This is a genomic window from Candidatus Syntrophosphaera sp., assembly GCA_019429425.1.
Lineage (GTDB): Bacteria > Cloacimonadota > Cloacimonadia > Cloacimonadales > Cloacimonadaceae > Syntrophosphaera.
Map to the genome: position 1 here is coordinate 1 of JAHYIU010000005.1, position 25,451 is coordinate 25,451.

The window sequence follows — 25,451 nt, forward strand, 5'->3', positions numbered from 1 at the left end:
GTGAGCTTTATTCAGTTCGGAGCAGGGGCAGGAAATTGAGCTGGAATTCTTCCTGCATCTTGTTTCCGCTGATATCCTCCGCGAAGATGCTGAGGACGTAGGAGCGGTAGTTTTGCAGGGGCTGGCGGGGTTGGAACAGATATATGTCGCTATCGGATTGGATGATATCAAGAGGAACTTCAGCAGAAGACCGCGCGGCCGTGAGTCTGGCCTTGAGGCCCGAGATAGGGATGATCTCCGAGAAACGCACTTCCAGAACCGGCTCCAAGTTGTTGACCGAGGTTCCGTTGCGGGGATCGGTGAAGGTGACAAACGGCGCAGTGGTGTCATCCTCAGGCACGGAGCGGAATTCGACCCTTTCCAGGGGCGTCGTGTTTCCTTTCAGGTCCCTGAGCTGGCGGACTTCCACAAAGTAGGAAAAGCTCTCCTGTCTGGCTGTGAGCAGGGTCATTTTATTGTCCCGCAGCCGCGAGATCAATATCGGCAGGTCCGTTTGAGTGTCCGAACTGACGATGTTCACCGATCCATAGCTGGCGGCCGGTTCGGAGAAAGTGACCTCGATTTCCCGCGGAGACTTGCCCAGGGCGGTTCTGATCACAGGTCTGGTGGTGTCAGCATAGGCGAGGGTTAGGTTCAGGTTCATGGATCTGTCGAGGTTTGCCCGTTGTTCGAACCAGGGCTCGCGGGAGAAATCGTAGCGGCCGTTTTGGTCTTTGTCGATATAGGCCCTAAGGATGTAGGAGGCGGGATTGAGGGCCTCGAGCGCGTAGGTGGGCCCGCTCATCGCCATATTCATCACCAGCAGGGAATCCGCCGAGAGGAGGCTCATCTGGACCGGCAGGCCCAGGTCAGCCGGGTTTTCATACTCGAAGTTCCCGGCGATCCGCAGGTTGTTCAGGTCTCCGTTGGCGAAGACCAGAGTCTGGTTCTCGGCCAGGGCGTTGCCGCGCAGGTCTTTGAGCCGGGTGCTGATGGTCACGTAGTAGTTCGTGTCCGGGAGCAGATCGCCGTAAAGCCTGATCAGCAGGGTGTTTTTGTCCACGGTCACCTTTTTGTCGGCGACCGGGGGATAGATATAGATCGCCTGGGTGACGGAGCTTTTGTCCAAGGGTTTGGAGAAATTGATCTCGATCCTGCCGGAACCGAGTTGCCCGTATTGAGGCGGCAAAGTGGTGAGGACCGTGGGTTTTTCCAGGTCTTCGGGCCCGCCGGTGGGATTCTTTTTGCTGCCGCAGGAGGCCAGAACGAGGATCAGCAGCAACAACCCGAAAAGCTTAATAACCTTGTTCACGCAGGCCCTCCATGCTCAGATCCAGATGGTTGCCTTGGTTGAGGATGTATTTGCCCAGGATGTCGTATTCCAGGTTGACTGTGTTTCCCGGCGCGAGTTTGCCCAGATTGCTGTTCTGCAGGGTGTGGGTGATCAGGGCAACCGTGAAGGAGGAGGAATCGAGCTCCGTAACGGTGAGGCTGACCCCGTTGATCGCGATGGAGCCTTGGGACACGACCAAAGGCCGGTCCTGGGAATGAAGTTCAAAACGCAGATAGGTTGTGGAGCCGATGACGCGGCTGGCCAGGAGTTGAGCGGTCCTGTCGATATGGCCCAAAACCCAGTGCCCGTCCAGGCGGTCCCCGACCTGCAAGGCGGGCTCCAGATTGAGCAGGGTGTTCGCGTTCCAGGCCGAGGCGGTGCTTTTGGTGAGGGTTTCCCGCATCACTTCCACGGTGAAACTCCTGCTGTCGAAGCTCAGAACGGTGAGGCAAATGCCGTCGCAGGCGATGCTGGCTCCTTCACGCAGATCGGAGAATGAGGCCGGACGCTCGACCGTGACGAGGTGTTTTCCCCCGGAAGGCACGCTGCGCAGGACTTTGGCTGTGGCCTGGATTATCCCCGTGAACATGGCTTAGACCGGATAGCGCCTTTTCCAGGCGTTGGATAGGGTGAGCATGCTGCTGTATTCCAGGTCGCCACCAAAAGGTATTCCCGTGGAGAGGCGGGTTACCTGAACCCCTTTGTCCTTGAGGATCTCGGAGAGGTAATGGATGGTGGCTTCGCCTTCCGGAGAGGGTTTCAGGGCCAGGACGATCTCTTCCGGATGGAGGCGGCCGATCGCTTCCAGCAGGGAATCCGACCTGATCTGCTCAGGCCCGTAGCCATCGATGGGGGAAAGCAGGTGTCCGAGGACGAAATAGCGGCCCCGGTAGTCGTTCATGTTTTCGATGATCTGGATGTCGGCTGTGGTTTCAACGATGCAGAGCAGGCCGTCCAAACGCTCCTGGGACAGGCAGATCTGGCAGGGATCGCTTTCGGAGAGCATGTTGCAGAGCTGGCAGGTGGTGAAGCTTTCCACCGTGGTTCTGACCGTGTCCGCGAGCTCCAGGGCAAAGCTTTTATCCTGGCTCACGAGGAACCAGGCGAGGCGCTGCGCGGTTTTGCGGCCAATGCCTGGAAAGCGGTTCAGGATTTGGATCAAGCGTTCCAGGCCGGGGGAGATCAGCATTCAGGCAACCTGGGCTGTGAATCAGCTTAGAACAATCCGGGGATATTCATCCCGCCGGTGATCTTGCCCATGATCTCTTCGGTGGCCGCGGCGACCTTGGCATGGGCCTCCTGCAGCGCGGCAACAATCAGGTCCTCAAGCATTTCCACATCATCGGGGCTCACCGCCTCGGGATCGATCTTGAGGGATTTAAGCTCAAACTTGCCGGTCATTTCCACCTTGACAACTCCGCCGCCGGCGCTGGCTTCAAAGGTGGAATCTTCCAGCTCCTGCTGGGATTTCATCATTTCCTGCTGCATCCGCTGGGCCTGTTTCAGCATCTGGTTCATGTTTTGCATATAAACTCCTTGGGCTTTGGCGATCCTTGCGTCAAATCGCGCTTATCAAAAAGTGCTTTCAACCATTCTGGCCGGATCGCGGTTTTCGTCAAGAGATATCTAAGCCATCGCGGCCTGAGCCTCGGATAGGCCTGAGGCGGAGATCACTTGTGGGGCTTGTTTTGATAGTGGCGGGAATCGCCCCATTCGCCATAGCCGATGGTTTCCCCGATCGACCTGATGCGGTTTTCCAGGCAATTGCGGCAGAGGCTGGCGTTCTCATCCAGGCAGGGTTTCCCGTCATAGAGCTGGTATCCTGCCCGGTAGCTTACATCCGTGAGGTTGGGCATGATGATGTTGGCGCCGGCGAGGAGGCCAAGTTCGCGTCCGGTCGGCATCAAAGCCTGCAGCGCGGTGGTGGAGGCGATGTTCACATCCTTCAGGGCGATGCGGCAGACGGCAATCATCTTCAAAGCGTTTTCCAGAGCCGCCTCCGGATCGTATCCAACGCTGAGGTGGCCCAGCGGAGTGTCCTGATGGGGGATGAAGGGTCCCATGCCGAGCATGTCGATGTCCTGGTCGTAAAAGAACAAAATGTCGTCGGCCAGGTCAGACACGGTCTGGCCCGGCAGGCCGATCATCACGCCGGTTCCCACCTGGTAATTAAGCTCGCGCAGCAGGTCCAGGCAGTTTTTCCTGCGCTGGAAGGAATGGTCAGCCGGATGGAGTGATTCATAGAGCGCGGGATTGGTGGTTTCGATGCGCAGCAGGTAGCGATGCGCGCCAGCCTCGAACCACTGCCGGTATACTTCTTCACTTTGCTCGCCCAGGGAGAGGGTGATGCCCAGTTCTCCTTGGGAAAGGCCTTTGATTGAGCGGACCAGATCCGTGATATAAGCCGTGTATGCCTCATCCTCGCGTTCTCCGGACTGCAATACGATCGAACCGTAACCTTGCTGGTGGCACCAAGCGGCCTCCGCCAGCACTTCGTCCCGGTCGATCGTGTAGCGTGCCACCTTCTCGTTTCCCGCCCTGATCCCGCAATAGTAGCAATTCTTGGCGCAGATGTTGCTCAGTTCGATCAGGCCGCGGAAATACACCTTGGTGCCCACATACTGCTTTTTCACCTCGTAGGCGCGGTCATACATAGCTTGGATCTCTTCCGGATCTGTCAGGGCAAGCATGTCTATCAGTTCGTTTCTGTTGGGACGCATGTCTGGGTTTGCTCCATTGGATTTGCCTGAAATGGTTTTGGCATACCCACAGTATAGTTTGATTTCCTGCAAACAAAAGGGGAAATCTGCCTGTGGCCTGGCACAGGGGGCTGGATTGCGGCGGTGGGAAAAATTCTTCTTGCCAAAATCCCGGGGCTGGTTAGATTGGTTAGTGAAGACATACTAACCTATAGGATAAGCGATGGAACTCACGAAACGACAGGAAGATATAATCCAGGCGGCGATCCTGATCATCGCCCGGCAGGGGTTCAAGAACCTGACGACCAAGAATCTGGCCCGGGAGATGAAGCTGACCGAAGCCGCGCTATACCGTCATTTCGAGAGCAAGAACGATCTCATCACCAAGATCCTGGAATACTTCCAGCTCATGTCCTGCCAGGTTTTGGAGGATATCCGCACCGCCGGGCTCGCTCCATTGGAGCGGGTGCGCCGTTTCGTGATGAACCGCTACGAAATGTTCAGCGCCAACCCCGACCTGGCCCAGGTGATGTTCTCCGAGGAGCTGTTCCGCTACGATCCGGCCTTTTCGGAGCAAATGCGCGGCATCATGCACTCGCATAAGGACAGCGTGGTTTCCTATTTGAGGGAAGCCCAGGAGCAGGGGCAGATCGGTGCCAATCTCGATCCGGGGCAGCTTTTCCGCATCATCGTGGGCTCGATGCGCTTCACCGTCACCCAATGGAACCTTTCCGGCCAGGGTTTTGACCTGGTGGGCGAGGGCGGCAAACTGTTTGAAACGATAAAACAACTCATAGAGGTAAAGAAGTGAAGAGACAGATCATCAAGATCGACCCCGAAACCTGCACCGGTTGCGGAGACTGCATCATTGGCTGCCCGGAGGGGGCGATCCAACTCATCGACGGCAAGGCCCGCCTGGTAAGCGATCTCTTTTGCGACGGCCTGGGCGCCTGCATCGGCACCTGCCCGGTTGGCGCGATCACGATCGAGGAACGCGAGGCCGAGCCCTACAGCGAAGCCCTGGTGCTGGAAAACATCATCCCCCATGGCGAGAACACCATCAAAGCCCACCTGAAGCACCTGAAGAGCCACGGCGAGACGGGCTATTACACCCAGGCCCTGGAGATCCTCAAAGCACAGGGCTTTGACATTGAAGACCTGACGAGGGAGGAAACCATGGCCTGCGGCTGTTCCGGCACCCACGCCCGCAAGCTGGAGCCCCGCTCGGAGGCCAAACCGGCGGGCGAGGTAGAATCCCAACTGCGCCAGTGGCCGGTCCAGATCCAACTGCTCAATCCCGCGGCTGAGTACTTTGACAATGCCGACCTGCTCATCTCAGCGGATTGCGTGCCCTACGCCTTTGGCGACTTTCACAACCGCTTCCTCAAGGACCGGATCGTGATCACCTTCTGCCCCAAGCTGGACCAGCAGAACGACCGCTACATCGACAAACTGGCCCAGATCTTCACCCTGCACAAGATCAACAGCGTAACCGTCGTGCGCATGGAAGTGCCCTGCTGCGGCGGGACCGAGTTCATTGTGCAAAAGGCACTGGAGAAGGCGGGCAAGGTCCACATGGTCCGGCTCAACGTCATTTCCGTCGACGGCAAGATAATCTGAACAAGGAGCAGCAATGATCACCAGAAACTGCAAGCAAACCGAGCCTTTCTTCCAGAAGGGCGGGATCGAGGGCAGGCGGCTCTACGACCTGCCGGAGGCCCAGATCATCCACATGACGATAGCTCCAGGCTGCACCCTGGCCTCGCACATCACCCCGGTGGACGTCGCGATGTATGTCCTGGAAGGCGAGCCGCTCATCGAGATCGGCCCTGAGAAAAAGATCTGCCCGGCGGGGACAATGGTCGAGAGCCCCAAAGGCATCCCGCACGGCATCCAAAACCCGTCCGAAGAGGCCGTCCGCCTCTTGGTCATGAAACTGCCCAAACCATAATAAACATAAGGAGAAACACCCATGAGCATGTTCTGTTACCAATGTCAGGAAACATCCCGCAACCTCGGCTGCACGATGCGCGGAGTCTGCGGAAAATCCCCCGAGCTTTGCCACCTGCTGGACCTGGCCATCCACGCGATGAAAGGCCTGGCCCATGTTGACGCCCGGCTTCTCAAGCACGGCGTCTATTATCCGGAAGACGCGCTGCTGGTGATGGGCGGCCTGTTCCGCACGATCACCAACGCCAACTGGGATGAGCAGCAGATCCGGGACACGATCGCGAACGTCATGGCCATCCGCGACAAGCGCAAAGAAGAGCTCTGCGCCGTTCTGGACGGCGAATGCACGACCTGCCCGGATGCCGCCACCTTCCAGGTCAAACCTGAAGACTATGACAGCTATGGCCAGCAGGTCGGCGTTCTGGCCACCGGGAATGAGGACATCCGCTCCCTGCGCGAGACCGTCATCTATGGCCTGAAAGGGATCAGCGCCTATGGAGAGCACGCCTGGATGCTGGGCTACACCAGCGACGAGATCAACAAGTTCCTCATGGAGGCCCTCGCCGCCACCATCGACGACTCCCTTTCCGCCGCAGAGCTCACCGCACTGGTGGTCAAAACGGGAGAACACGCGGTGAAGGTCATAGAGCTTCTGGACCGCGCCAACACGGAAACCTACGGCGTTCCGGAGCCCACGGTCGTCCAGCTGGGAGTGGGAACCAACCCCGGCATCCTGGTCAGCGGCCACGACCTCAAGGACTTTGAGGAACTGCTCCAACAGACCGAGGGGAGCGGGATCGACATCTACACCCACAGCGAGATGCTGCCTGCCAACTATTATCCCGCCTTCAAGAAGTACCCACACTTCCACGGCAACTACGGCTCCTCCTGGTGGCACCAGCTCGAGGATTTCGAAAACTTCAACGGCCCCATCCTCATGACCACCAACTGCATCGTGCCCCTGCGCAAGGAGCAGACCTATCTGGACCGCTTCTTCACCACCGGCATGACCGGCTATCCCGGCGCCACCCACATTCCGGACCGCGAACCCGGCAAGCAGAAGGACTTCTCCGCCCTCATCGCCAAAGCCAAGGCCTGCCAGCCGCCCAAGGAACTGGAAACCGGCACCATCACCGGCGGATTCAATTACAGAACCGTTCTGGGCCTGGCCGACAAGATCGTAGAAGCGGTAAAATCCGGAGCGATCAAGAAGTTCGTGGTGATGGCCGGCTGCGATGGACGCATGCCCAGCCGCAAATACTTCACCGAAGTGGCTGAAAAGCTGCCTTCTGACGCAGTCATCCTCACCGCCGGCTGCGCCAAATACCGCTACATCAAGCTGCCCCTGGGCGACATCGGCGGGATTCCGCGGGTCCTCGATGCAGGCCAGTGCAACGATTCCTATTCCCTGGCCGTGATCGCGCTCAAGCTCAAGGAAGCCTTCGGCCTGGACGACGTGAACAAGCTTCCGCTCGACTTCGCAATCGCCTGGTATGAGCAGAAGGCCGTCGCCGTATTGCTGGCCCTGCTTTCCCTCGGCTTCAAGAACGTGCGCATCGGGCCGACCCTGCCGGGATTCCTCTCGCCCAACGTGGCCAAGGTCATCATCGACACCTTCGGCCTTAAACAGACCACCGATTCCGACGCCGACGTGGCCGCCATCATGGCCTGAGCCAGACAATCTCCCAAACCCATCTAAACCAAGCGGGATCCAGACCGGGTCCCGCTTTTTTTCATTGGCATGGGTGCCCAGATGGAGAAGCAGAGAGGCTGAATCGTAATCGATCACGAAGCAAGTCCGGAGGACGACAGTGCATCAGCACGGTATGAAGTGACGAGGCGCGCATAGGAGCGGAGCGAGTTTGCGGGACAAGGAACGGAATGCCGTGACCTGGCGTGATGGGCAGATAATCGATCACGGAACAAGCCCGGAGTACGTAAAGGGAGATGGTTAGGTAATCGATCACGGAGCCAGTCCGGAGGACGAAAGTGCATTAACACGGTATGAAGCGACGCGGGCCGGCAAAGGAGCGGAGCGAGTTTGCGGGGCAAGGAGCGGAATGCCGTGACCAGTCGTGATGAGTACAACACAAAATATCCCCACCCCCACCCCCATAGGCGGGACGGCGTCCCGTCAATGGGGGTGGGGGTGGGGTAAAAAACAAAATCATTGTAATCCGCACCCATCACGGCATTCCGCTGCGCTCCATACCGTGTTAATACACAGCCGTCCTCCGGACTAGCAAAAAGCGACACAACGCCAAAACGCCAAAGCGCCACCCCGCAAGATGTAGCCGGAGGACTCCGATCCTCTGCATCCAGGGCAACAGGGGAGGAAGCGGAAGCCCCGCAAGCGGGGACCCCTGCTTTGGAAAGCTCCGGCTACATTCACCCCGCCATCACGGCTTTCCGTTTCTCTCCATTATGTGTTATTGCAAGACGGTCCTCCGGACTTCATTATGATCAATGGTTACCGAGATCTAATATGAAGAAAAATAGCTGATCACAATCCTCATAATACCACATCCTTCCTTTCCCTGTTCCTCACGCCAGTCCTACACTCGCCGAACACATCCCGAACAAGATTGGGAATGTGTAGGGTGAGCGTGAAAGGGGGGTGGCTTCCCGGAAAAGGGGTTCAGAGAAGGGGAATAATCAGGGAAGGAAGAGGATGAGGTAGAGCCAGTTGAGGAGGAAAAGGGCGAGGAAGAGGATGAGGAGCAGGCGGCGCTGGCGGGGCGTGGCGTCCAGGGCGAGGCGGCGCTTGAAGGCGAGGGTTGCGCTTTGCTGGAAGAAGACGAAGAGGGTGAAGATGAGCATGAGGGGGTTGGAGAGCAAGGCCCGCAGCGGATGCCCCCCCAAGAGCGAAATGAAGCCGCGGAAGAGCCCGCAGGTCGGGCAGTTGATCCCGGTGAGAGCCCGGAACCAGCAGAGCCGGAGCCAGGCTTCGAGCCCGAAATGAATGCCCAGATAGGCCAGGAAGAAGGCGTAGAAAACAAAAACCGGCAGTTTTCCTGCCGGATAGCGGTCAGACAGCTTTTCTACGCGGAGGCGCATTGAGACCGGGGACGGGGCGGCTAACAGCTCAATTGAAGAATTTTAATCCGTCGGAAGCCGCGGCGCCCATCACTCCCATGAAAAAGAAGAAGTAGACCAGTCCGAAGACGATCCCCAAAATGATCAGGCCCACGGAGATGATCCCCAGGATGCGGCCTATGTTGGTCAGGTCGCGGCCGCTGGGGTCCATCTGGCCGTATTCCATCTTTTTGAGGTCCTCGTTGCCGAAGATCCAGGCCAGAATGCCGAAGATCTGGCAGGCGACCAGGCCCACGATGCCAAAGACGAGGATCATGGTCCCCCGGTGCGGCTGAAGCTGCATTGGCGGGGGTGGCGGGGTCTGATACTGCTGAAACTGCTCGTAAGGGGGTGTTTCTTTGTTCTCGTTGTTTCCGTTGTTTTCGTTGTTGTCCATCTTTGCTCCTTGTCTGAAAGAAGGGGACAGGGGAAGCGCGCCCCCTGTCCGGTTTTAGCTCGAAAAGGCCTCTCTTTACAGGGCGCCGCTGATCAGGAAGCAGGCGGCAAAGGCGATGATGGCGTAAAGTTCGGGATAGACGGCGAGGATCAGGGTGTTCGAAAACACGTTGTTGCCGTTGCCGATGCTTTCGATGCCGTTGGCCACCACGCGGCTCTGGAAATAGGCGGAGAGCAGGTTCGTGATCCCGGAGATGAGCCCGGCGCCAAAGAGGGCGGCGGCTGTGAGCATGGTGATCTCGGGGGTGATGTGCTCTTTGAGGATGAAGAAGGCGCCGAATCCGTAGAGCCCCTGCGTGCCGGGCAGAGCGGAAAGGATCATGCAGTTGGCGAAGATGTCGTCACGTTTTTTCATGGCGGCGATCGTGGCGCTGCCTGCGTTTCCCGTTCCGAGGGCGGAACCGATCCCGGACAGGGAGACCATCAGGAAGATCCCGATCCAGGCCAGGATATAGGCCGGGTTTCCCCCGCCGATCGCGGCCAGTGCGTCGTTTCCTGCTTGTAAGAGAATGTAAGGCATGTAACCTCCAGGTTTATGATTTTATTTTCTTTGAGTTGCCAAAGGGATGGTATTCAAGGCCAGGCCCGTTGAACCCGGCATTCTTGTAAAACTCGACAAAAGTGAGGCGCAAGGGGTGCACAAAGCCGCTGAGGGCGCCGAGGGCGATGTTTAGGGCGTGGCCTGCGACCATGAAGAGGAAAAAGATGACGGGGCCGGCGATCTTGATGCCCAGGAACTGCTGGCCGATGGAGTTGATCACGAAGCCGAGGATGGCGCTGGAGACCCCCAAGGCGAAGAGCCTGATGTAGGAAAGGATGTCGCCAAAGAAGCCGGTGACCACGTTGTAGAGCAGCCAAAGGCCGCCGAGGACGTTCTTCACGATGCTCTTGCCGGGGGCGTTGAAGAGCAGGAGCAGGGCCAATCCGGGCCAGATCAGCCAACTGGTGTAGGGCTGGATCTGGGAGGTGTCCACCTTGAGCATCCCGGCGCCCATGACGGTGAGGCTGAGCAGGAAGAGGAAGGTGCCGAAGGGGGCCAGGAAATGGGTGAATCCGCCCTGGCGGGCCTGCTTGATGCCCTTGACGACAGTTCCGAAGAGGATCTGGATGGCACCCAAAAGCAGGGCGAAATTGAAGATCTGGTCATTGTTGCGGATGATGACCAGGTTGTCCAGCGAGGTCTGCTTGAGGTCGAAGCCGAGGATGGTGCCGACGACGAAGCCCATGATCACGGAGGCGACCCCAAACACCCCCACCAGGGTGAATATGCCCTTCATGGCGGGGGTTTTCGCCTTTCTGCCGAGGAAGAAGGCCAGGAGGATGAAGATGATGCCATAGGCGATGTCTGCGTTGCAAAAGCCGAAAAAGAGCATGAAGAAGGGGGCGAAGAAGGGGGTGAGGTCAAACTCGTTGTAGTAGGGCAGCATGTACATCTTGGAAATCGGCTCGAAGAGGCGGGAAAACCAGTTGTTGACCAGGCTCACGGGGGGATTGTCCTCCACCGTGGCCGGGGCGGCGAAACTGATCACGCCTTCGGTTTCCAGCCACTCGTTCAGACCGGGCTCCAAACGCTCGGGAACGAAGCCACCGAGGACGACGACGTGGTCCTCCGCCTCGCTTACGCCTTGCAGGGTGGCGTCCTCGAACTCGCAGGCCTGGCTGAGCCGGCCGATCTCCTCTTCAAAGAGCTCGATGGCCGCCGGGGCAGTGGTGGCCAGGTATGCGTCGATGTCCTTGATCTGGGCTTCGTTTTCCGCCAACTGCTGCTCAAACTCCTGCAGGGTGTGGCGGTGGAAGCTGAAGCTGTCGGCATCCAGGGCGGGCTTTTCGCCGGTGTAGAAGACCACGAAGTAGACCACGCCGAAGACCTCGTTGATGATCTCGATGGCGTTGTCCTCCAGCCATTCGGGCTTGAAGTGGTTCTTCAAACAGGTGTGGAAATCGACCTTGATGCCCTGCGCTTCGATCTGGGTTTCGAGGGCATAGTCGAAATGGCCCCAGGGCTCGAGATCGCGGATCTGCTTGCGCAAAACCTCGGCCTTGCGCTGGAGCTGGGCCTGCCCGTCTCGGGCTTCGGTGATCTTGTTGAGCAGCATTTTGGGGCTAAGGGGCGTGGCGGCTTTTTCCGCTTCGGAGCCGAGCTTTTTGAAGAAATCCACCGCCTCGGCGTAGTCCTGGATCAGCTCCAGGTTTTTCTGCAGGGATTCGGTCTTGGCGTCCGTGTTCCTGATCAGATGGAGCACTCCGAGCTTCTGCAGCTCGCGGAGGAAATCCTCGTAATCGCGGTGGAAGAGGACAAAGGTGTATTTGCGCATTGGCTCGATCATGCGTAGGCCTCCGTTCCCAGGCGGTTCTTGAGTATCTTCTGGGAGGCTTTGGAGAGGTTTTCCTCGTCCTCCATGAAGCGCTTGATCTTGAGGATGGCGTCCTCAAAGGCGGGGATCTGGACCTTTTCGTAGAGGTTGACCTTCTGGGTGGTCTTCTTGCGCACGTGCTCCAGGATCTTCATCTTGCGGAGGAAGAAGTCGCGCTCGATCTGGAAGGTGGCCAGTTGCTTGGCCATTTCGATCCCGTCCAGGAACCAGGAAGGCGCGGAGAAGAGGTCGTAGTCCGCCAGCTGGAAATCGATCTCGCCGAGGACGGGGACCTTGGTTCCCGCGATGTTGCGGGTGAGGACCTCCACGCTCTTCACGCTCACGAGGCCGGGGTCGAATTCCGCCCAGAGCTTCATCAGCTCATCGAGTCTGGCGGTCTCGGCGATCACCTTGGCGTCCAGCTCGTGGGCTTTGTCCCGGGCGCGCTTGACCTCGAGGCGCAGGGCCGATTCCTTGTTCTTGAGGGTCGGCAGGGCCTTGAGCCTGATCTTGAGCTGTTTTTCCAGGTGGATCTGGGAGATCTTGTTGTATTGGAACTTGAAGGTCATGCCTTGGTCCAGTATTTTTCCATGAGTTCGTTTCTGATGGCCACCTCTTCGCGGGTGAAGTGTTTGTGGAAGAGGGCCCAGGTGATGTCGAGCATTTCGTCGGTGTCGACGTTGACGTCGATGGCAAGGATCTGTTCGGCATAGTCGCGGGCGAATTCCAGAGAGCGCTCGTCGTAGTCCGAGAGGTCAAAGCCGTTCTCCATCTTGGTGCGGGCGTTGGTGGCGTCCGCATTGAGGCGCACGGAGGTGGACATCACCTGGGGATGGTCCTCGCGGGTCTTTTTGCCCATGACCTTGGTCTTGAGGCGGGAAAGAGAGCGGGCGGGGTCGATGACGACCTTGCCGATGTCCGTGTCGCGCCGCAGGTAGAGCTGGCCTTCGGTGATGTAGCCCGTGTTGTCCGGGATGGCGTGGGTGATGTCGCCGCCGGAGATGGTGGTGACGGCGATGATGGTGATGGAGCCGCCATCAGGGAATTGCACGGCCTTCTCATAGATCTTGGCCAGGTCCGAATAGAGCGAGCCGGGCATGGAATCCTTGGAGGGGATCTGGTCCATGCGGTTGCTGACGATGGAAAGGGCGTCGCAATAGAGGGTCATGTCCGTGAGCAGGACGAGGACGGCCTCGTTCTTCTGGATGGCGAAGTATTCCGCGGCGGCCAGGGCCATATCCGGCACCAGGAGGCGTTCCACGGGCGGATCGTCGGTGGTGTTCACGAAGGAGATGATCTTGTCGATCACGCCGGCGTTCTCGAAGGTGTGCTTGTAGTAAAGGTAGTCGTCGTTGGAGAGCCCCATGCCGCCGAGGATGATCTTGTCCGCCTTGGTGCGGAGGGCGACGATTGCCATGACCTGGTTGAAGGGCTGGTCCGGATCGGCGAAGAAGGGTATCTTCTGGCCGGTGACCAGGGTGTTGTTCAGGTCGATGCCGGCGATGCCGGTGGCGATAAGTTCCGAAGGGTCGCTGCGGCGGACGGGATTAACGGATGGCCCGCCGATCTCCACTTCCTCGCCTTCTATTTCAGGGCCGCCGTCGATGGGGTCGCCATAGGCGTTGAAGAACCTTCCGGCAAGCTGGTCGCCGACCTTGAGGACGGGCGGGCGCCCGAAGAACACGACCTCGGCGTCCGTGCCGATGCCCTCTGTCCCGGCGAAGATCTGCAGGGTGACGATGTCGCCCATGATCTTGACGACCTGGGCCAGCCTGCCGCTGACGGTGGCCAGTTCCTCATAGCCGATCCCGGTGGCCTTGACGGCGCAGGTGGCCTTGGTGATCTGGGTGAGCCTGGTGTAGATCTTTTGGAAAGCTTGTCCGGCCATTATTTCACCCTCCTTTCTTCCAGGGCCTTGTCCAGTTCGGCCTCGTATTTCTTGAATTCAGCGCTTTCGAAGGGCTGGTAGTTCATCTGGCGGAGAAAGTTTATCAGCCGGGAATAATAGGGCTGGAGCTCCTCATAGTTCTCGAAGGCCAGGTCGGTGTCGCAGACCTTGAGGACCAGCTTGAGCATGTAGGCCTGGCGCTTCATGGGGGTGGATTTGTCCACATCGTCGAAGCCGTCCTGGACCAGGATGATCCGGTCCACCAGCTCGCTTCTCCAGAAGCGGGAATGGTAGTCCAGGGGCACCCCGTCGTCGCCGAGGATGTTGATCTGGTCCTTGGCTTCCTTGCCGCGCAGGAGGATATCCTTGGCCTGGGTCACGCTGTCCACCCAGCCGGGGGCGATGTTGTTGTCCAGATATTCCCGCACCTCGTCGTATTCGAGGTATTTGGAATAGGAATCGATGGGGTCAACTGCCGGATAGCGCTTGCTGTCCGCCCGTTCCTGGGAGAGGGAGTAGAAGCAGCGGGCGGCCTTTTTGGTGGATTCGGTCACCGGTTCCTTGAGGTTTCCGCCGGCGGGCGAGACCGCGCCGATGAAGGTTATGGAGCCGGCAGTGCCGTTATTGAGGTAGACGTAGCCGGCGCGGGAATAGAAGTTGGAAATGATGGCGGGAAGGTCCATGGGAAAGGCGTCCGGGCCGGGGAGCTCTTCCATGCGGTTGCTCATCTCGCGGAGGGCCTGGGCCCAGCGGGAGGTGGAATCCGCCAGGAGCAAGACTTTCAGCCCCATTGAGCGATAGTATTCGGCGATGGTCATGGCGGTGTAGACCGAGGCCTCGCGCGCCGCCACGGGCATGTTTGAGGTGTTGCAGATGATGATGGTGCGCTCGATCAGCTTGCGGCCGGTGCGGGGATCGTCCAGTTCCGGGAATTCGGTGAACAGCTCGACGACCTCGTTGGCGCGTTCGCCGCAGGCGGCCACGATGATCAGGTCCGCCTCGGCGTTTTGGGAGATGCTGTGCTGGAGCACGGTCTTGCCCGTTCCGAAGGGCCCGGGTGTGAAGCCCGTGCCGCCCTCGGCGATGGGGTTGAGGGTGTCGATGGTGCGCACCCCGGTCTCCATCATCTTGAAGGGCCTCGGCTTGTTGTCATAGGCGCGGATGGGGAGCTTGACCGGCCAGTATTGGATCATGTTCAGCTCAAGGTCCTTGCCTTCCTCGTCGCTGAGGGTGGCGACGGTATCCGTGAGCTTGTACTGGCCTTCGGGGACTATGGATTTGAGGCTGTATTTCCCTTCCAGCTTGAAGGGGACCATGATCTTGTGGTCGATCCAGTTTTCCTGGACAGAGCCCAGCCAATCGCCCGCCTGGAGGCTGTCGCCGGCCTTGGCCAGGGGCTTGAAGTCCCAGACGCTGTCCTCGTCCAGCGGATCGGTGTATTCCCCGCGTTTGAGGAAGAGGCCTTCCATCTTGTTCAGGTCGTCCTGGAGCCCGTCATAGTTCTTGGAGAGCATGCCCGGCCCCAGTTTCACCTCCAGCATCCGCTCGGTGAATTCCGCCTTGCTGCCCGGCATCAGGCCGCGGGTGCTTTCAAACACCTGGGTGTAGGCAATGTTGCCCGTAATTTTGATCACTTCGGCCATCAGCCTGACGCCGTGGTGGTCGATGTAGCAGATCTCGTTTTGGGAGACCGGCCCGTCCACCTCCACGTGGACCAGGTTGCTGATTATTCCTTTCACAGTGCCTGTGGTCATATAAACTACCTTCTATTTCTTTTTTGCTTTGATATTGAATTGCTCGGGGAAGGAGAAGCTGCCGGAGAGGGTGTCCATGGTGTCCTGGAAGACCTCCTTGCCGAGGGAGGGATCGAGCGCCAGCCAGCGGCTGAGGATGCGCAGTTGGGCGTAGTAGCCGAGGATCCGGTCGATGTTGAAATAGTTGAAAAAGTTATGGTTGTCGATCCATTTCCAGCGGAGGATGTCGTAGCCCCGTTCGCGGTAGAGGATGTTGTTTTGCTCCCAGATGCGCAGGAGGTCGTTGAAAAGCTCGTGGTCCTTGCCCAGCCCGAAGTCCGCGGCGTGGCTCTTGGCCAGCTTTTCCACCAATTCTCCGCCGCCGACGAGGTGTTTGGCAAAGTCCAGCTTATGATGCCGGCCGTTGATGGCGATGAGGATGTTCTGGATCTCGCGGTTGAATTCGAACCAGCCGGAGAGGAATTTGTTCCTCAGCCCCGCGGCGAAGGCGAAAGTGGCCTCCAGGAGCCGGTGCTGGCTGTCCAGGAAGGGGGGCAGTTCCTCGCCGGAAAAGATGCCCAGGATCAGCTCGTGCCAGTAGTCCGGATAGGCCTGATAGTCTTTGCTGAGGCGGATCGAGGGATCGGCTGCCTTTTGTTTCATCAGCTCAATGTAGGCTTGCCAGAAAGCGCGCGAACATTCCCCGATCGGCCGGCTCTCGCTTTCGTTCTGGTAGATCAGGCGCAGGAGGTCGCCCACGTCCTCGGGCAGGCAGAGCAGCAGCAGGAGCTTGAAATCCCCCGCCGTGAGGTGGGTCTTGGCCTCCTCCATGAAGTTCTGAAGCGTGATCGAGCTCTTGGAGTCGTCGATCGAGAGGGCCGGCAGACCCGTGATGAAATAGTAATACTGGCTGCGCATGCCCGGGTCAGTTCTTGAAGAGGAGCTGGTTGCTGCGGGGCCTGAGGTATGATTTGAAGAGGCTGGCGAAGTCCTCGTCTGTGAAGCTGAGCTTATAGCCGCCGTCGGCCGGGGCGAGGGAAAAACCGCTCTTCATCTGGGGCGAGAATTCCACCTTGAGGCCTTTCTCCGCCGTGCCTTTGAGGCTGCTCAGGAACTGCTCTTCGAGCTTGCCCTTCATGTTTTCCGAGATGGTGATCAAACCTCCGGATTCCTTCCAGGCAGCAATTGTTTCCAGGATCACCTTCTTGAGGAACTCCGGGTCGCCGGAAGCTTTGCCCAGGCTGGCGTCGAAAGCCTTGTCCAGAAAGACGTCGGTGAGTTTTTGCTTGACGGCGCTCAAAGTTTGCTGGGCGGCCATCTTGAGGTCGGATTCGTTGTTCTTGAGCAGGTCCGCGGCCTTCTTTTGGGCCTCGGAAAGCGTCTTTTCCGCTTCGGCTTTGGCTTGGGCCACGATCTTTTCCGCCTCCGAATTGGCCTGCTCCAGGATCGCCTCCGCCTCGGTTTTGGCCTTGTCCACGCCCTCGTCGTAAACACGCTTCAAAAGGTCTTGCAGCTTGTCGGTCATAACTTCTCCACTGTGATTTTCGCTTTGGTTTACAAAAAAATCTGCCGCCCCGATTATGTCAATAATTATATGGGAAAAAGGGGGAGAGGGGGAAAGGGCAAAAGGGGAAAAGGGGGAAAAGGGGAAGAGGCGGAACGGCGTCCGCCTGTACAGTAGCGGCGCTCGCCGAAGCGCCGATAGGAAGGGGAAAAGGGGCTGGCGCTCGCCGAAGCGCCGAGAGGAAGGGGAAAAGGGGCTGGCGCTCGCCGAAGCGCCGAGAGGAAGGGGAAAAGGGGCTGGGGCTCGCCACTGGGGATCCTTATTAAAGCCCGGAGGGCGGCAGTGCATTAGCACGGTATGGAGTGACGCGGCCGGCAAAGGAGCGGAGCGAGTTTGCGGGGCAAGGAACGGAATGCCGTGATATGTGACGGGGACTGTGTTCGTGTTTGCCCCACCCCCACCCCCAAGGGCAGACTCCGTCAGCCCTGGGGGTGGGGGTGGGGATATTATATCATTGGGATCATACCTACGCTATCACGGCATTCCGCTGCGCTCCATACCGTGCTAATGCACTGCCGTCCTTCGGACTCGCAAAAAGCGACACAACACCAAAACGCCACCCCGCCACCACGGCATTCAGCTGCGCTCCATACCGTGCTAATGCACTGCCGTCCTTCGGACTCGCAAAAAGCGACACAACACCAAACCGCCAAAACGCCACCCCGCCACCACGGCACCACGGCATTCCGCTGCGCTGCATACCGTGCTAATGCACTGCCGTCCTCCGGACTCGCAAAAAGCGACACAACGCCAAAACGCCAAAACGCCATCCCGCCACCACGGCATTCCGCTGCGCTCCATACCGTGTTAATACACTGCCGTCCTTCGGACTCATATATCTTCAACAAACCCAATATCGGCCCATTGATGGTGTTCATGCCCCTCGAACCTTTGCCCAACACAGTCCGAAGGCCATTGGGGATGTGTAAATTGAGCTCCCGCGGGGCGTGGGCGAAAAAAGTGTGAAGGGAAGAAAGGTGAAGCGAGTATATATTATATAAGGTAGGGAAATACGAGGGTGAAAAGAATAACATTCAGACGCAAAAAGCCCTTGACAGATAACCCGGCCTGAGTATCTTGGCATCATAACTCGGTGAAGAGCTTCAATCCCTGTGGGGAAAAGGGTCTCGGGCCTGTTCAAGGGTCATTTTCCCGGCCTTTCCCTGAGGAGGGGCCAGCCCCTTCCACCCCCACCGGGGAAAACAGCCGCGAGGCCTTTCCAACCTGGCGTTTGGGGGCTTTTCCCGAAACAAAAAAAAGAAAAGGAGGACATTATGAGAAATGTGTTAAAACAACTGGTGGAGGACTATCCCGGGGCGTATTACGACCAGCCGGGGTATCCTGACTACAACGATGACGAGGATGGCGAGGCCGCCCAGCTGGAGCCGAGCCTGCCGGAGATTGGGCTGCCGAATTCCGTTTCGGCAGATCGGACGGAGTCCGATTCTATTCCTGAAGAGCCCTCCGGGCCCTGTGGCAAATCGGAATATGCCACCCCGATTCCGCCCACCCCGGAAAGAGAGCCCGATCCGCCTTTCCTGACGTCGATGCTGAAGGGAAACGTGGACGAATACCTCAATCCGGTGGATTTCTGCGGCTTCCTGGCCCATCTGGGCTACCGGCGCTATCTGGCGAACGGAACCTGCGAGCTCGTTTTGCCCAAGGGGAAGATCCTGGAGAAGGTGGACATGCTCAGAGCCAAGCAGGATGTGGAAAATATGCTCAAGGCGAACGAGCTGATCCAGGCGGTGAAGGACAAGGTCTTTCGGAAAACCAAGGAATTCTTCAAGATCAAGAACCTGACCACGCTGCCGGAGTTCGAGGGGAAATTCCTCTCCGACACCGCCACGGAATGCTACAAGCTCTATCTGAATGTCGCGGTGCGGATCACGGCGGACGGCTTCCAGACCATCCCCTATCCCAAGCTGGACCGCTATGTCTGGCGCGAGGACATCATCCAGAGGGCCTTCGGCTTCGATCCGGACTGGAAGGAGGGGATCTATTACCGCTTCACCAAAAACCAGTGTACTGATCCGCGGAGAAAAGGCCCCGACGGGCAACCTTTGTTCGATGAAGCGCGCCACACGGCCTATCTCTGCTCCATCGGCTACAACCTGCATGGCTTTAAAAGCCGCCTCCAGCCTTGCCTGACGATCTATTCGGACGCCACGGAGGGCGATCGCGAACGCAACGGAGGTTCGGGAAAATCGCTGATAATCCAGCTCCTGGCGGCCATGCAGTCCCCTTCCGGGGCCGCGGGCAACCGCTTGGTGCTGGAGACCGGGGAGAACCTGAAACGCGATTACCAGCACAATTTCGACAACGTGACGCGCCAAACCAAGGTGGTGGTGATCGACGACCTGGATACGCGGCGCTTCCGCATCGAGGACGTCTATTCCTGGGTGAGCGTGGGCATGAAGCTGAACAAGAAGGGCCAGGAATCGGAGTTTCTGAGCTTCGAAGAGGCGCCCAAAGCCGTGATCACGAGCAACAACCCGGTCTCGGGGACCCGCGATTCGGACCTGCGCCGGAGGATGGACGTCCAGCTCCACCGCTATTACAACGCGAGCCACAAACCGGTCGACGACTTTGGCCGCGGCTTCTTCAACGAGGGCTTCAACGCCCGAGACTGGCGCCAGTTCGACCTCTTCGCGCTGAACTGCGTCCGCCTCGCGCTGCTCCATGAAGTGGCCACCAAAGGCCTGCCGCCCTACGCCAACAACGTGCTGGAAACCTCGCTGGAACTGGAGATCGGGGACGACCTCGTCGAATATCTGGACCACTGGGTGGGAGGCGCCCTGGTGGAGAAAGGCGAGGCCAAATTCGACGCCAAGGCCCTCAAAACCAACTACGAAGAGGAATACGGGATCAAGCGGAAGGAGTCGTCCAAGAAGTTCAATATGAGGCTGAAAAAGTATGGGGAGCTGAGGAAGCTGGAGGTTTCGGTCAAAGCTTCTTCAAGTATCTATTGGTGCACGTTCATCCCGATCGGAGCTGGGCATGAGTAAAAAAGTAAAAACCAGTAAAAACCGTTTTTACTTCCAGAACTCAGGAGCAGCATGGGTTGGTAAAAATGTAAAAATAATTCCTATAGCAGCAGAATTCATTCAAAAATGAAATGGAGATAAGGTGCAAAATATTCCTACGTTTTTACGGATCTTGTCCTGATGAGGGATTCAGCGGTAAAAACGGAGTAAAAACAAAGTAAAAAGGAGGGAAAATGAAAGCGATACTCAAAAACATGCTGCTGGCCTATTCGGGCAAGTGCGACGGCCTGGTTTTCTATTACAACCCCAGGCTGGACCGGGTGTTGGTGCGCACCATACCCAAGTGGAAACCGACGGAAAACAACCACCGCCTGGCCCGGATCGCGCGCAACCTGAAGGCCCTGGGGCTCTCGGAGGGCTTCCGGCTGGACCTGATCACCTACACCGAGATGTACCGCAGGGAATACCGGGAAAACAGCGTCAACAGTTGGTACAACCTGTTCAACCGGATGATGTGGAACCTGGCCAAAAACTACAGCCTGGAAGGCTCACCGCTCGCTCCGGACGGGACTCCGCCCGCGGGCGAAACCGCGATCGACCTGGAGACGCTCAACCGCGCCCAGATCACGGCGGGAAACCTGCCCTGCGCCTCGGTCAAACAGGCCGTGGAAGCCGGGCTGCTTCTGCCCGTGCCCGGGTATGAGAGGCTGGACGGGGCAATGTAAAATGTACAATGTAGAATGTAAAATGGGGTAAAGGGGAAGAGGGGGAAGAGGGTAAGAGGGTAAGAGGGTAAGAGGGTAAGAGGGTAAGAGGGGAAGAGGGGAAGAGGGTAAGAGGGGAAGAGGGGAAAGGCGGAACGGCGTCCGCCTGTACAGTAGCGGCGCTCGCCGAAGCGCCGATAGGGAGGGGGAAGAGGGGAAGAGGGGCTGGGAAGGCTGGAGTCGAGCCCGCCACGCTGGAGTCGAGCCCGCCTGCCTCCCGATTATCCTCAAGCAACGCGAAGCTGAGTGAAGGCGGGCATGGACTCCAGCAAGACCCATCAGGTCATCGTTAGCTTCTTTCCAGCAAGATTTATCAGGTCATCGTTAGCTTCTTTCCAGCAAGATTTATCAGGTCATCGTTAGCTTCTTTCCTGGAGTCCATGCGGGCCGGAAACATAGCCTGGATACTGAACAGGATAAGTCAGAGGCCGCCCCGCTCGACTCCAGGGTACCGCTCGACTCCAGGGTACCGCTCGACTCCAGGATACCGCTCGACTCCAGGGTACCGCTCGGCTCCAGGTCTTCTCAATCCACTCTGAAAACGGCTATATCTCTTCGGCGTCCTGCCCGTAGATCTGTTTAAAGCGGGCTTTGTCGATGTCGATGGGGAGGCCTTCGTAGACCTTGAGGCCGTCCTTGAGGGCGATCACGCGGTTTCCGTAGCGGCGGGCGAGGGAGAGGAAATGGAGCGAGCAGAGGACGGTGATGCCCTCGGAATTGATCTGTGCGAGGTATTGCATGATCGAATCGGCGGTGGCGGGATCGAGGCTGGCCACGGGCTCGTCGGCGAGGATCACGGCGGGGTTTTGCATCAGGGCGCGGGCGATGGCAACGCGCTGCTGCTGGCCTCCGGAGAGGTTTTTAACCTGGCGGCGGGCGTAGTCCTCCAATCCGACCCGTTTGAGGTTTTTATGGGCCTGATCCAGCTCCTCGGGGGTGAATCTGGCCATCAGGCCGTGGGAGCCGAGGCGGCCGCTGAGGACGTTGGTGAGCACGGTGAGGTTTTTGACCAGGTTGAATTGCTGGAAGACCATGGCGATGTGGCAGCGGTAACGGCGGAGCTGGTGGCCGCTGAGGGCCAGGACGGAGGATCCTTCGTAGAGGACATCGCCGTAATTGGGCTCCACGAGGCGGTTGACGCAGCGCAGGAGGGTGGATTTCCCGCTGCCGGAGAGGCCGAGGAGGATGACAAAATCCCCCTTGGAAACATCGAAGGAGATGCCGTCCAGGGCCCAGATCTTGCCGTCGTAGCTCTTGCGCAGGTCCCTGATCTGGAGTTGGGGCGCCATCGCCGCTCTAATCGAGCATCTCCTGGGGATCCATGCCGAGGGTCCCGAGGGTGTGGCGCACGACGTCGTAATCCGCGTCAGTGGCGGGGCTGAGGCCGTCGATGTCGTAGAGGGCGCGGAGGACCTCCTGGCCGTCGTCGCTCTGGGAAAACTTGGCGAGCGCCGCGATCAGGCTGGCCTCGATCTGGGGCGGCAGGGCGCGGCGGAAAGTGACGGTGTCGTTGGGGATCCAATCTGTGAAGGCGACGATCTTGATCTTGTCAAAGACGTCTGGATAGGTCTCGAGCAGCTTTTCGCGGGCGTCCTTGGGCTTGCCGGAAGCGTCGGGCGGGGACCAGTAGGTGCAGCCGACATCCGCGGTTCCGTTGTAGACGGCGGTGATGGACTGGGGATGGCCTCCGGCGAAGGTGTAGCGCCCCGGTTCGACGCCCTGCAGTTTGAGGATGGCGGAAGGATAGATATAGCCGGAGGCGGAGGCGGCATCGGTGTAGGCGATGACCTTTCCGGCGATATGCGCGAGGCTGTCGATCCCGCTGTCGCTCCTGGCCACGAACTGGCCGCGGTATTTGTCCAGGCCGTTGCGGATGGTCATGAACTTCACCTCGGCAGAGTATTTTTCCTGGGCCAGGACGTAGGCGAAGGTGGGCAGCCAGGCCACGTCCGCCTGGAAAGTGCCGATCGCCTCGATCACGGCGGCGTAGCTGGTGGGAACGGCGACCTTGAAGCGGTAGCCGGTCTCCTTTTCCAGATAGTCGGCAATGGCCTCGCCGCTGGTGACCACGGTGGAGGCCTCCATGGAAGGCACGAAATACATCTTGATGGGATTCTTCTTGGAACCGAGGTCCAGGTTGGCCTTGGCCAGCCTGTCCTTCTCGCTCATGCAAGAGCCGAGCAGCAAGGCCAGGGCGATCATTGACAGGAATATACTTTTCAGGTTCATACGCTCTCCCGGAGATAGTTTGGGGATGAAATTGTTATGCAGGGCAAAATTCGCGTCAGAGCCATTCCCAATCCTCGCAAAACTGGTCGATGAGCAGGAGGGGGCGCTGGAGTTTGGCTTTGAGCTCGACCTGGGAAACATCGTCCAAGGTGACACCCTCGTGGTTGAAAATGCTGGAGGGAAGGATGATCCCCTCATTGGTGGCTGCGGTGTGCTGGCTGAGGATGTCGGAAGCGGTGAGGAGGCCGCTGACGCTGATGTGCTCGCCGAAGAAGTCGTTGCGCAGAGCCTGGACGCGAAGCTGGCTCTTGTTCAGGCGGCCGTTGAGGTCCTCGGCGATGGCGGCGACGGTGCCGAAAGCGAGGCGTGAAGTGAGCATCAGGAAAGGCGCGGCGGCTTTGTCCAGCTCCTTGGCGAGGGCGCGTTTCCGCCTCTGGAAATTCATCTGCATCAGCCTGAGCATGCCGATGCCGTTCTCAAGCTGGGGAAAATCGCCGTAGTACTCGGGGCCGGGGATGGAAAGGCCAGCAAGGACGAAGAGCTCGTCCGCGGCATAGACGTTCTCGTTCTGGATGCGGAATTCCTCGATGATGGCGACCGTTTCGCGGGCCAGATTTTCATCGAAGGGGCGCAGGGGGGTGAGGCCTTCGCGGAAGCGGGTGAGGCCGACGGGAACGACTCCGACGGACAGGGTGGAAAGGGAGCCGTCTGAGAGGTCGCGCAGGGTTTCGCGCAGCTTGCCGCCGTCGTTGTAGCCAGGCACGCAGACGATCTGGAGGTGGTAGTCAATGCCGGATCCGGCCAGTTCGCGCAGGGTGGCGAGGACGTCCGGCTGGTTGAGCCCGCGCATCAGCTTTCCGCGGAGGGCGGGATCGGTGGTGTGGACTGAGATGTAGAGGGGGCTGATGTGTTGGCCGGCGATGCGCTTGATCTCCGCGGGATTGAGGTTGTTGAGGGTGATGTAGTTTCCGAAGACGTAGGAATAGAGGTAGTCGTCGTCTTTGAGATAGAGGCTGGGGCGGAGTTTGGGGGGCATCTGGTCGATGAAGCAGAAGATGCAGTTGTTGCGGCAGCGGGAGACGGTGTGGGGCTCGGGCCCGATCCCGAGGGCTTTGCTGCTTTGCCTGAGGACGGTGGCGGATTTGGGCTGGCCCTGGGTGTCCCTGAGCTCAAAATCGAGCTGATAGTCGTTGGCGTAGTATTCGAGGTCGAAGAAGTCATTCACCGGCATCGAGTTTATGCTCAGGATGGTGTCGCGGGCCTCGATGCCTGCCTTGGCGGCGAGGCTGCGGGGCTGGACTTCAGCGATCAAGAGCGGCATGGCTATCCCTGCTCAGGCGTTGCGGGTCTGGTCGTAGCGGTATTTATAGCGTTTGATGCCTTCATAGATGGTGCGGGCCAGGCGATCCTGATAATCGCGGTTGGAGAGCAGGGCTTCCTCGGCTGGATTGGAGATGAAGCCCATCTCGATGAGGATGGCGGGCATGAAAGCGCCGCGGAGGACCCAGAAATTGGCTTGCTTGACACCGCGGTCCATCCCTCTGGCCCCGGCCACGAGGTTGCGCTGGACCAGGAAGGCCAAGCTGTTGCTGTTTTCCAGGTGCTCGGTCTGGCTGAGATCGCTGAGGATGAAGGCGAGGTCGTCGTATTTGCTGCTTTCGCCCTTGCCTTCATAGAGCTCCACGACGTCGTTTTCGAGGGCCTCGACCGCGCGGGTGTCCGAATTCATGGAGGTTGCCAGGTAGAAGGTTTCCAGGCCTGTTGCGGTCCTGGTTTTGGAGGCGTTGGTGTGGATGGAGATGAAGAGGTCGGCGCGGTTGTCGTTGGCAAACTTGGTGCGATCGCTGAGGGAGACGAAGCGGTCGTCGGAGCGGGTCATCAGCACCTGCACCCCCAGTTCCTTTTCCAGAAGCTGTTTGAGGCGGAGGGCGACGCTGAGGTTGACGTCCTTTTCCCGGGCTCCCTTCTTGCCCACCGCGCCGGGGTCTTTGCCGCCATGGCCGGGATCGATGACGATCCTGCGGATGCTTTTGTCCGGCGGCTTGGCGACCTTGAGGTTTTTGCCCCTCAATTGCACTTCCCGCGGGAAATGGAGGGGGAGATGCTCGAGGACGAAGACGGCCGGGAGATAGAATTTCGCGCCCTCCTGAAGCATCGGGAAATGCATGTTGTAAATCTCGTTTTTGAAACTGTAAAAGGATGAATTGGTGAGAAAGATGAACTGCTCGCCGTAGAAGAAGAAATGGACGCGGTTTTCGCTGAGCTCCTCTTTGACGATCGAGCCGATGGTGGCGTTGATGTCCTCAAAACTAACGTAATCACGCTGTTGCAGCTTGAGAGTGGGGATGCTTTTGGTGGTGTTGGTGGGATTGAGCACGAAGCTGATGTCGGCCGCCAGGGCGGTGAGGGAGGCCAGCAGGGCCATGATGAGCAAGGGAGC

Annotated in this window: 24 protein-coding genes; 6 read left to right on the forward strand and 18 right to left on the reverse strand. The window is 58.7% G+C overall.

Going from position 1 to position 25,451, the window contains the following annotated elements; translation table 11 throughout:
• Positions 1 to 7 precede the first annotated feature (7 nt).
• The 5 genes from K0B87_01000 to hydE all read right to left on the reverse strand — a co-directional run bounded on the left by K0B87_01000 (position 8) and on the right by hydE (position 4,032).
• Positions 8 to 1,291, reverse strand: coding sequence for an Ig-like domain-containing protein (locus K0B87_01000; protein MBW6513321.1), 1,284 nt, complete (start codon positions 1,289 to 1,291; stop codon positions 8 to 10).
• Positions 1,275 to 1,901, reverse strand: a complete 627-nt coding sequence (locus tag K0B87_01005; GenBank protein MBW6513322.1) for a riboflavin synthase — start codon at positions 1,899 to 1,901, stop codon at positions 1,275 to 1,277. Before K0B87_01005 ends, K0B87_01000 begins: the two co-directional genes overlap by 17 nt.
• 3 nt (positions 1,902 to 1,904) lie before the next feature.
• On the reverse strand, positions 1,905 to 2,501 hold the full coding sequence (recR, locus tag K0B87_01010; GenBank protein MBW6513323.1) for a recombination mediator RecR: 597 nt from the start codon (positions 2,499 to 2,501) through the stop codon (positions 1,905 to 1,907).
• A 26-nt stretch (positions 2,502 to 2,527) separates the two neighbouring features.
• A complete protein-coding gene (locus tag K0B87_01015) occupies positions 2,528 to 2,839 on the reverse strand; it encodes a YbaB/EbfC family nucleoid-associated protein (protein MBW6513324.1) in 312 nt (103 codons plus the stop codon).
• A gap of 143 nt (positions 2,840 to 2,982) precedes the next feature.
• Positions 2,983 to 4,032, reverse strand: coding sequence for a [FeFe] hydrogenase H-cluster radical SAM maturase HydE (gene hydE / locus K0B87_01020; GenBank protein ID MBW6513325.1), 1,050 nt, complete (start codon positions 4,030 to 4,032; stop codon positions 2,983 to 2,985).
• Positions 4,033 to 4,234: 202 nt separating this feature from the next.
• Between hydE and K0B87_01025 the strand changes: the two genes are divergently transcribed.
• From K0B87_01025 to hcp, 4 genes are read left to right on the forward strand one after another with little or no spacing between them, the layout of a single operon-like run.
• Complete coding sequence (locus K0B87_01025) at positions 4,235 to 4,822, forward strand: TetR/AcrR family transcriptional regulator (GenBank protein MBW6513326.1); 588 nt, start codon at positions 4,235 to 4,237, stop codon at positions 4,820 to 4,822.
• Entirely contained in the window at positions 4,819 to 5,631 is an 813-nt protein-coding gene (locus K0B87_01030; GenBank protein MBW6513327.1) for a 4Fe-4S binding protein, read from the forward strand. Before K0B87_01025 ends, K0B87_01030 begins: the two co-directional genes overlap by 4 nt.
• A 13-nt stretch (positions 5,632 to 5,644) precedes the next feature.
• Entirely contained in the window at positions 5,645 to 5,962 is a 318-nt protein-coding gene (locus K0B87_01035; protein ID MBW6513328.1) for a cupin domain-containing protein, read from the forward strand.
• Between the two features lie 27 nt (positions 5,963 to 5,989).
• Complete coding sequence (gene hcp / locus K0B87_01040) at positions 5,990 to 7,633, forward strand: hydroxylamine reductase (GenBank protein MBW6513329.1); 1,644 nt, start codon at positions 5,990 to 5,992, stop codon at positions 7,631 to 7,633.
• A gap of 983 nt (positions 7,634 to 8,616) precedes the next feature.
• On the opposite strand, the gene K0B87_01045 is transcribed toward hcp, so the two are convergent.
• The 9 genes from K0B87_01045 to K0B87_01085 all read right to left on the reverse strand — a co-directional run bounded on the left by K0B87_01045 (position 8,617) and on the right by K0B87_01085 (position 16,992).
• Positions 8,617 to 9,018: a DUF2752 domain-containing protein gene (locus K0B87_01045; protein ID MBW6513330.1), complete on the reverse strand. Its 402-nt coding sequence runs from the start codon at positions 9,016 to 9,018 to the stop codon at positions 8,617 to 8,619.
• A gap of 28 nt (positions 9,019 to 9,046) precedes the next feature.
• Entirely contained in the window at positions 9,047 to 9,433 is a 387-nt protein-coding gene (locus K0B87_01050; protein ID MBW6513331.1) for a hypothetical protein, read from the reverse strand.
• Positions 9,434 to 9,508: 75 nt separating this feature from the next.
• A complete protein-coding gene (locus K0B87_01055; GenBank protein MBW6513332.1) occupies positions 9,509 to 10,012 on the reverse strand; it encodes a V-type ATP synthase subunit K in 504 nt (167 codons plus the stop codon).
• A 13-nt stretch (positions 10,013 to 10,025) separates the two neighbouring features.
• Entirely contained in the window at positions 10,026 to 11,819 is a 1,794-nt protein-coding gene (locus tag K0B87_01060; protein ID MBW6513333.1) for a hypothetical protein, read from the reverse strand.
• Entirely contained in the window at positions 11,816 to 12,415 is a 600-nt protein-coding gene (locus K0B87_01065) for a V-type ATP synthase subunit D (GenBank protein ID MBW6513334.1), read from the reverse strand. The genes K0B87_01060 and K0B87_01065 overlap by 4 nt, the downstream gene beginning before the upstream one ends.
• Positions 12,412 to 13,734: a V-type ATP synthase subunit B gene (locus K0B87_01070; GenBank protein MBW6513335.1), complete on the reverse strand. Its 1,323-nt coding sequence runs from the start codon at positions 13,732 to 13,734 to the stop codon at positions 12,412 to 12,414. Before K0B87_01070 ends, K0B87_01065 begins: the two co-directional genes overlap by 4 nt.
• Positions 13,734 to 15,488, reverse strand: a complete 1,755-nt coding sequence (locus K0B87_01075; protein ID MBW6513336.1) for a V-type ATP synthase subunit A — start codon at positions 15,486 to 15,488, stop codon at positions 13,734 to 13,736. Before K0B87_01075 ends, K0B87_01070 begins: the two co-directional genes overlap by 1 nt.
• 12 nt (positions 15,489 to 15,500) lie before the next feature.
• Positions 15,501 to 16,385 (reverse strand): DUF2764 domain-containing protein, encoded by an 885-nt coding sequence (locus K0B87_01080; GenBank protein ID MBW6513337.1) that lies wholly within the window; start codon positions 16,383 to 16,385, stop codon positions 15,501 to 15,503.
• 7 nt (positions 16,386 to 16,392) lie between these two features.
• The gene (locus K0B87_01085; protein ID MBW6513338.1) at positions 16,393 to 16,992 is read right to left on the reverse strand and encodes a V-type ATP synthase subunit E; all 600 of its coding nucleotides are present in this window, start codon (positions 16,990 to 16,992) and stop codon (positions 16,393 to 16,395) included.
• Between the two features lie 1,313 nt (positions 16,993 to 18,305).
• Here K0B87_01085 and K0B87_01090 point away from each other — a divergent pair.
• Complete coding sequence (locus K0B87_01090) at positions 18,306 to 20,039, forward strand: hypothetical protein (protein ID MBW6513339.1); 1,734 nt, start codon at positions 18,306 to 18,308, stop codon at positions 20,037 to 20,039.
• A 212-nt stretch (positions 20,040 to 20,251) separates the two neighbouring features.
• A complete protein-coding gene (locus tag K0B87_01095; protein ID MBW6513340.1) occupies positions 20,252 to 20,743 on the forward strand; it encodes a hypothetical protein in 492 nt (163 codons plus the stop codon).
• A gap of 584 nt (positions 20,744 to 21,327) precedes the next feature.
• On the opposite strand, the gene phnC is transcribed toward K0B87_01095, so the two are convergent.
• Genes phnC through K0B87_01115 form a run of 4 tightly spaced genes read right to left on the reverse strand, consistent with a single transcriptional unit; the run spans position 21,328 to position 25,436 of the window.
• The gene (gene phnC / locus K0B87_01100) at positions 21,328 to 22,071 is read right to left on the reverse strand and encodes a phosphonate ABC transporter ATP-binding protein (GenBank protein MBW6513341.1); all 744 of its coding nucleotides are present in this window, start codon (positions 22,069 to 22,071) and stop codon (positions 21,328 to 21,330) included.
• Positions 22,072 to 22,078: 7 nt separating this feature from the next.
• Positions 22,079 to 23,011 (reverse strand): phosphate/phosphite/phosphonate ABC transporter substrate-binding protein, encoded by a 933-nt coding sequence (locus K0B87_01105; GenBank protein MBW6513342.1) that lies wholly within the window; start codon positions 23,009 to 23,011, stop codon positions 22,079 to 22,081.
• A 55-nt stretch (positions 23,012 to 23,066) separates the two neighbouring features.
• On the reverse strand, positions 23,067 to 24,332 hold the full coding sequence (locus tag K0B87_01110) for a DUF512 domain-containing protein (GenBank protein MBW6513343.1): 1,266 nt from the start codon (positions 24,330 to 24,332) through the stop codon (positions 23,067 to 23,069).
• Between the two features lie 12 nt (positions 24,333 to 24,344).
• Complete coding sequence (locus K0B87_01115) at positions 24,345 to 25,436, reverse strand: N-acetylmuramoyl-L-alanine amidase (protein ID MBW6513344.1); 1,092 nt, start codon at positions 25,434 to 25,436, stop codon at positions 24,345 to 24,347.
• Positions 25,437 to 25,451: the final 15 nt, after the last annotated feature.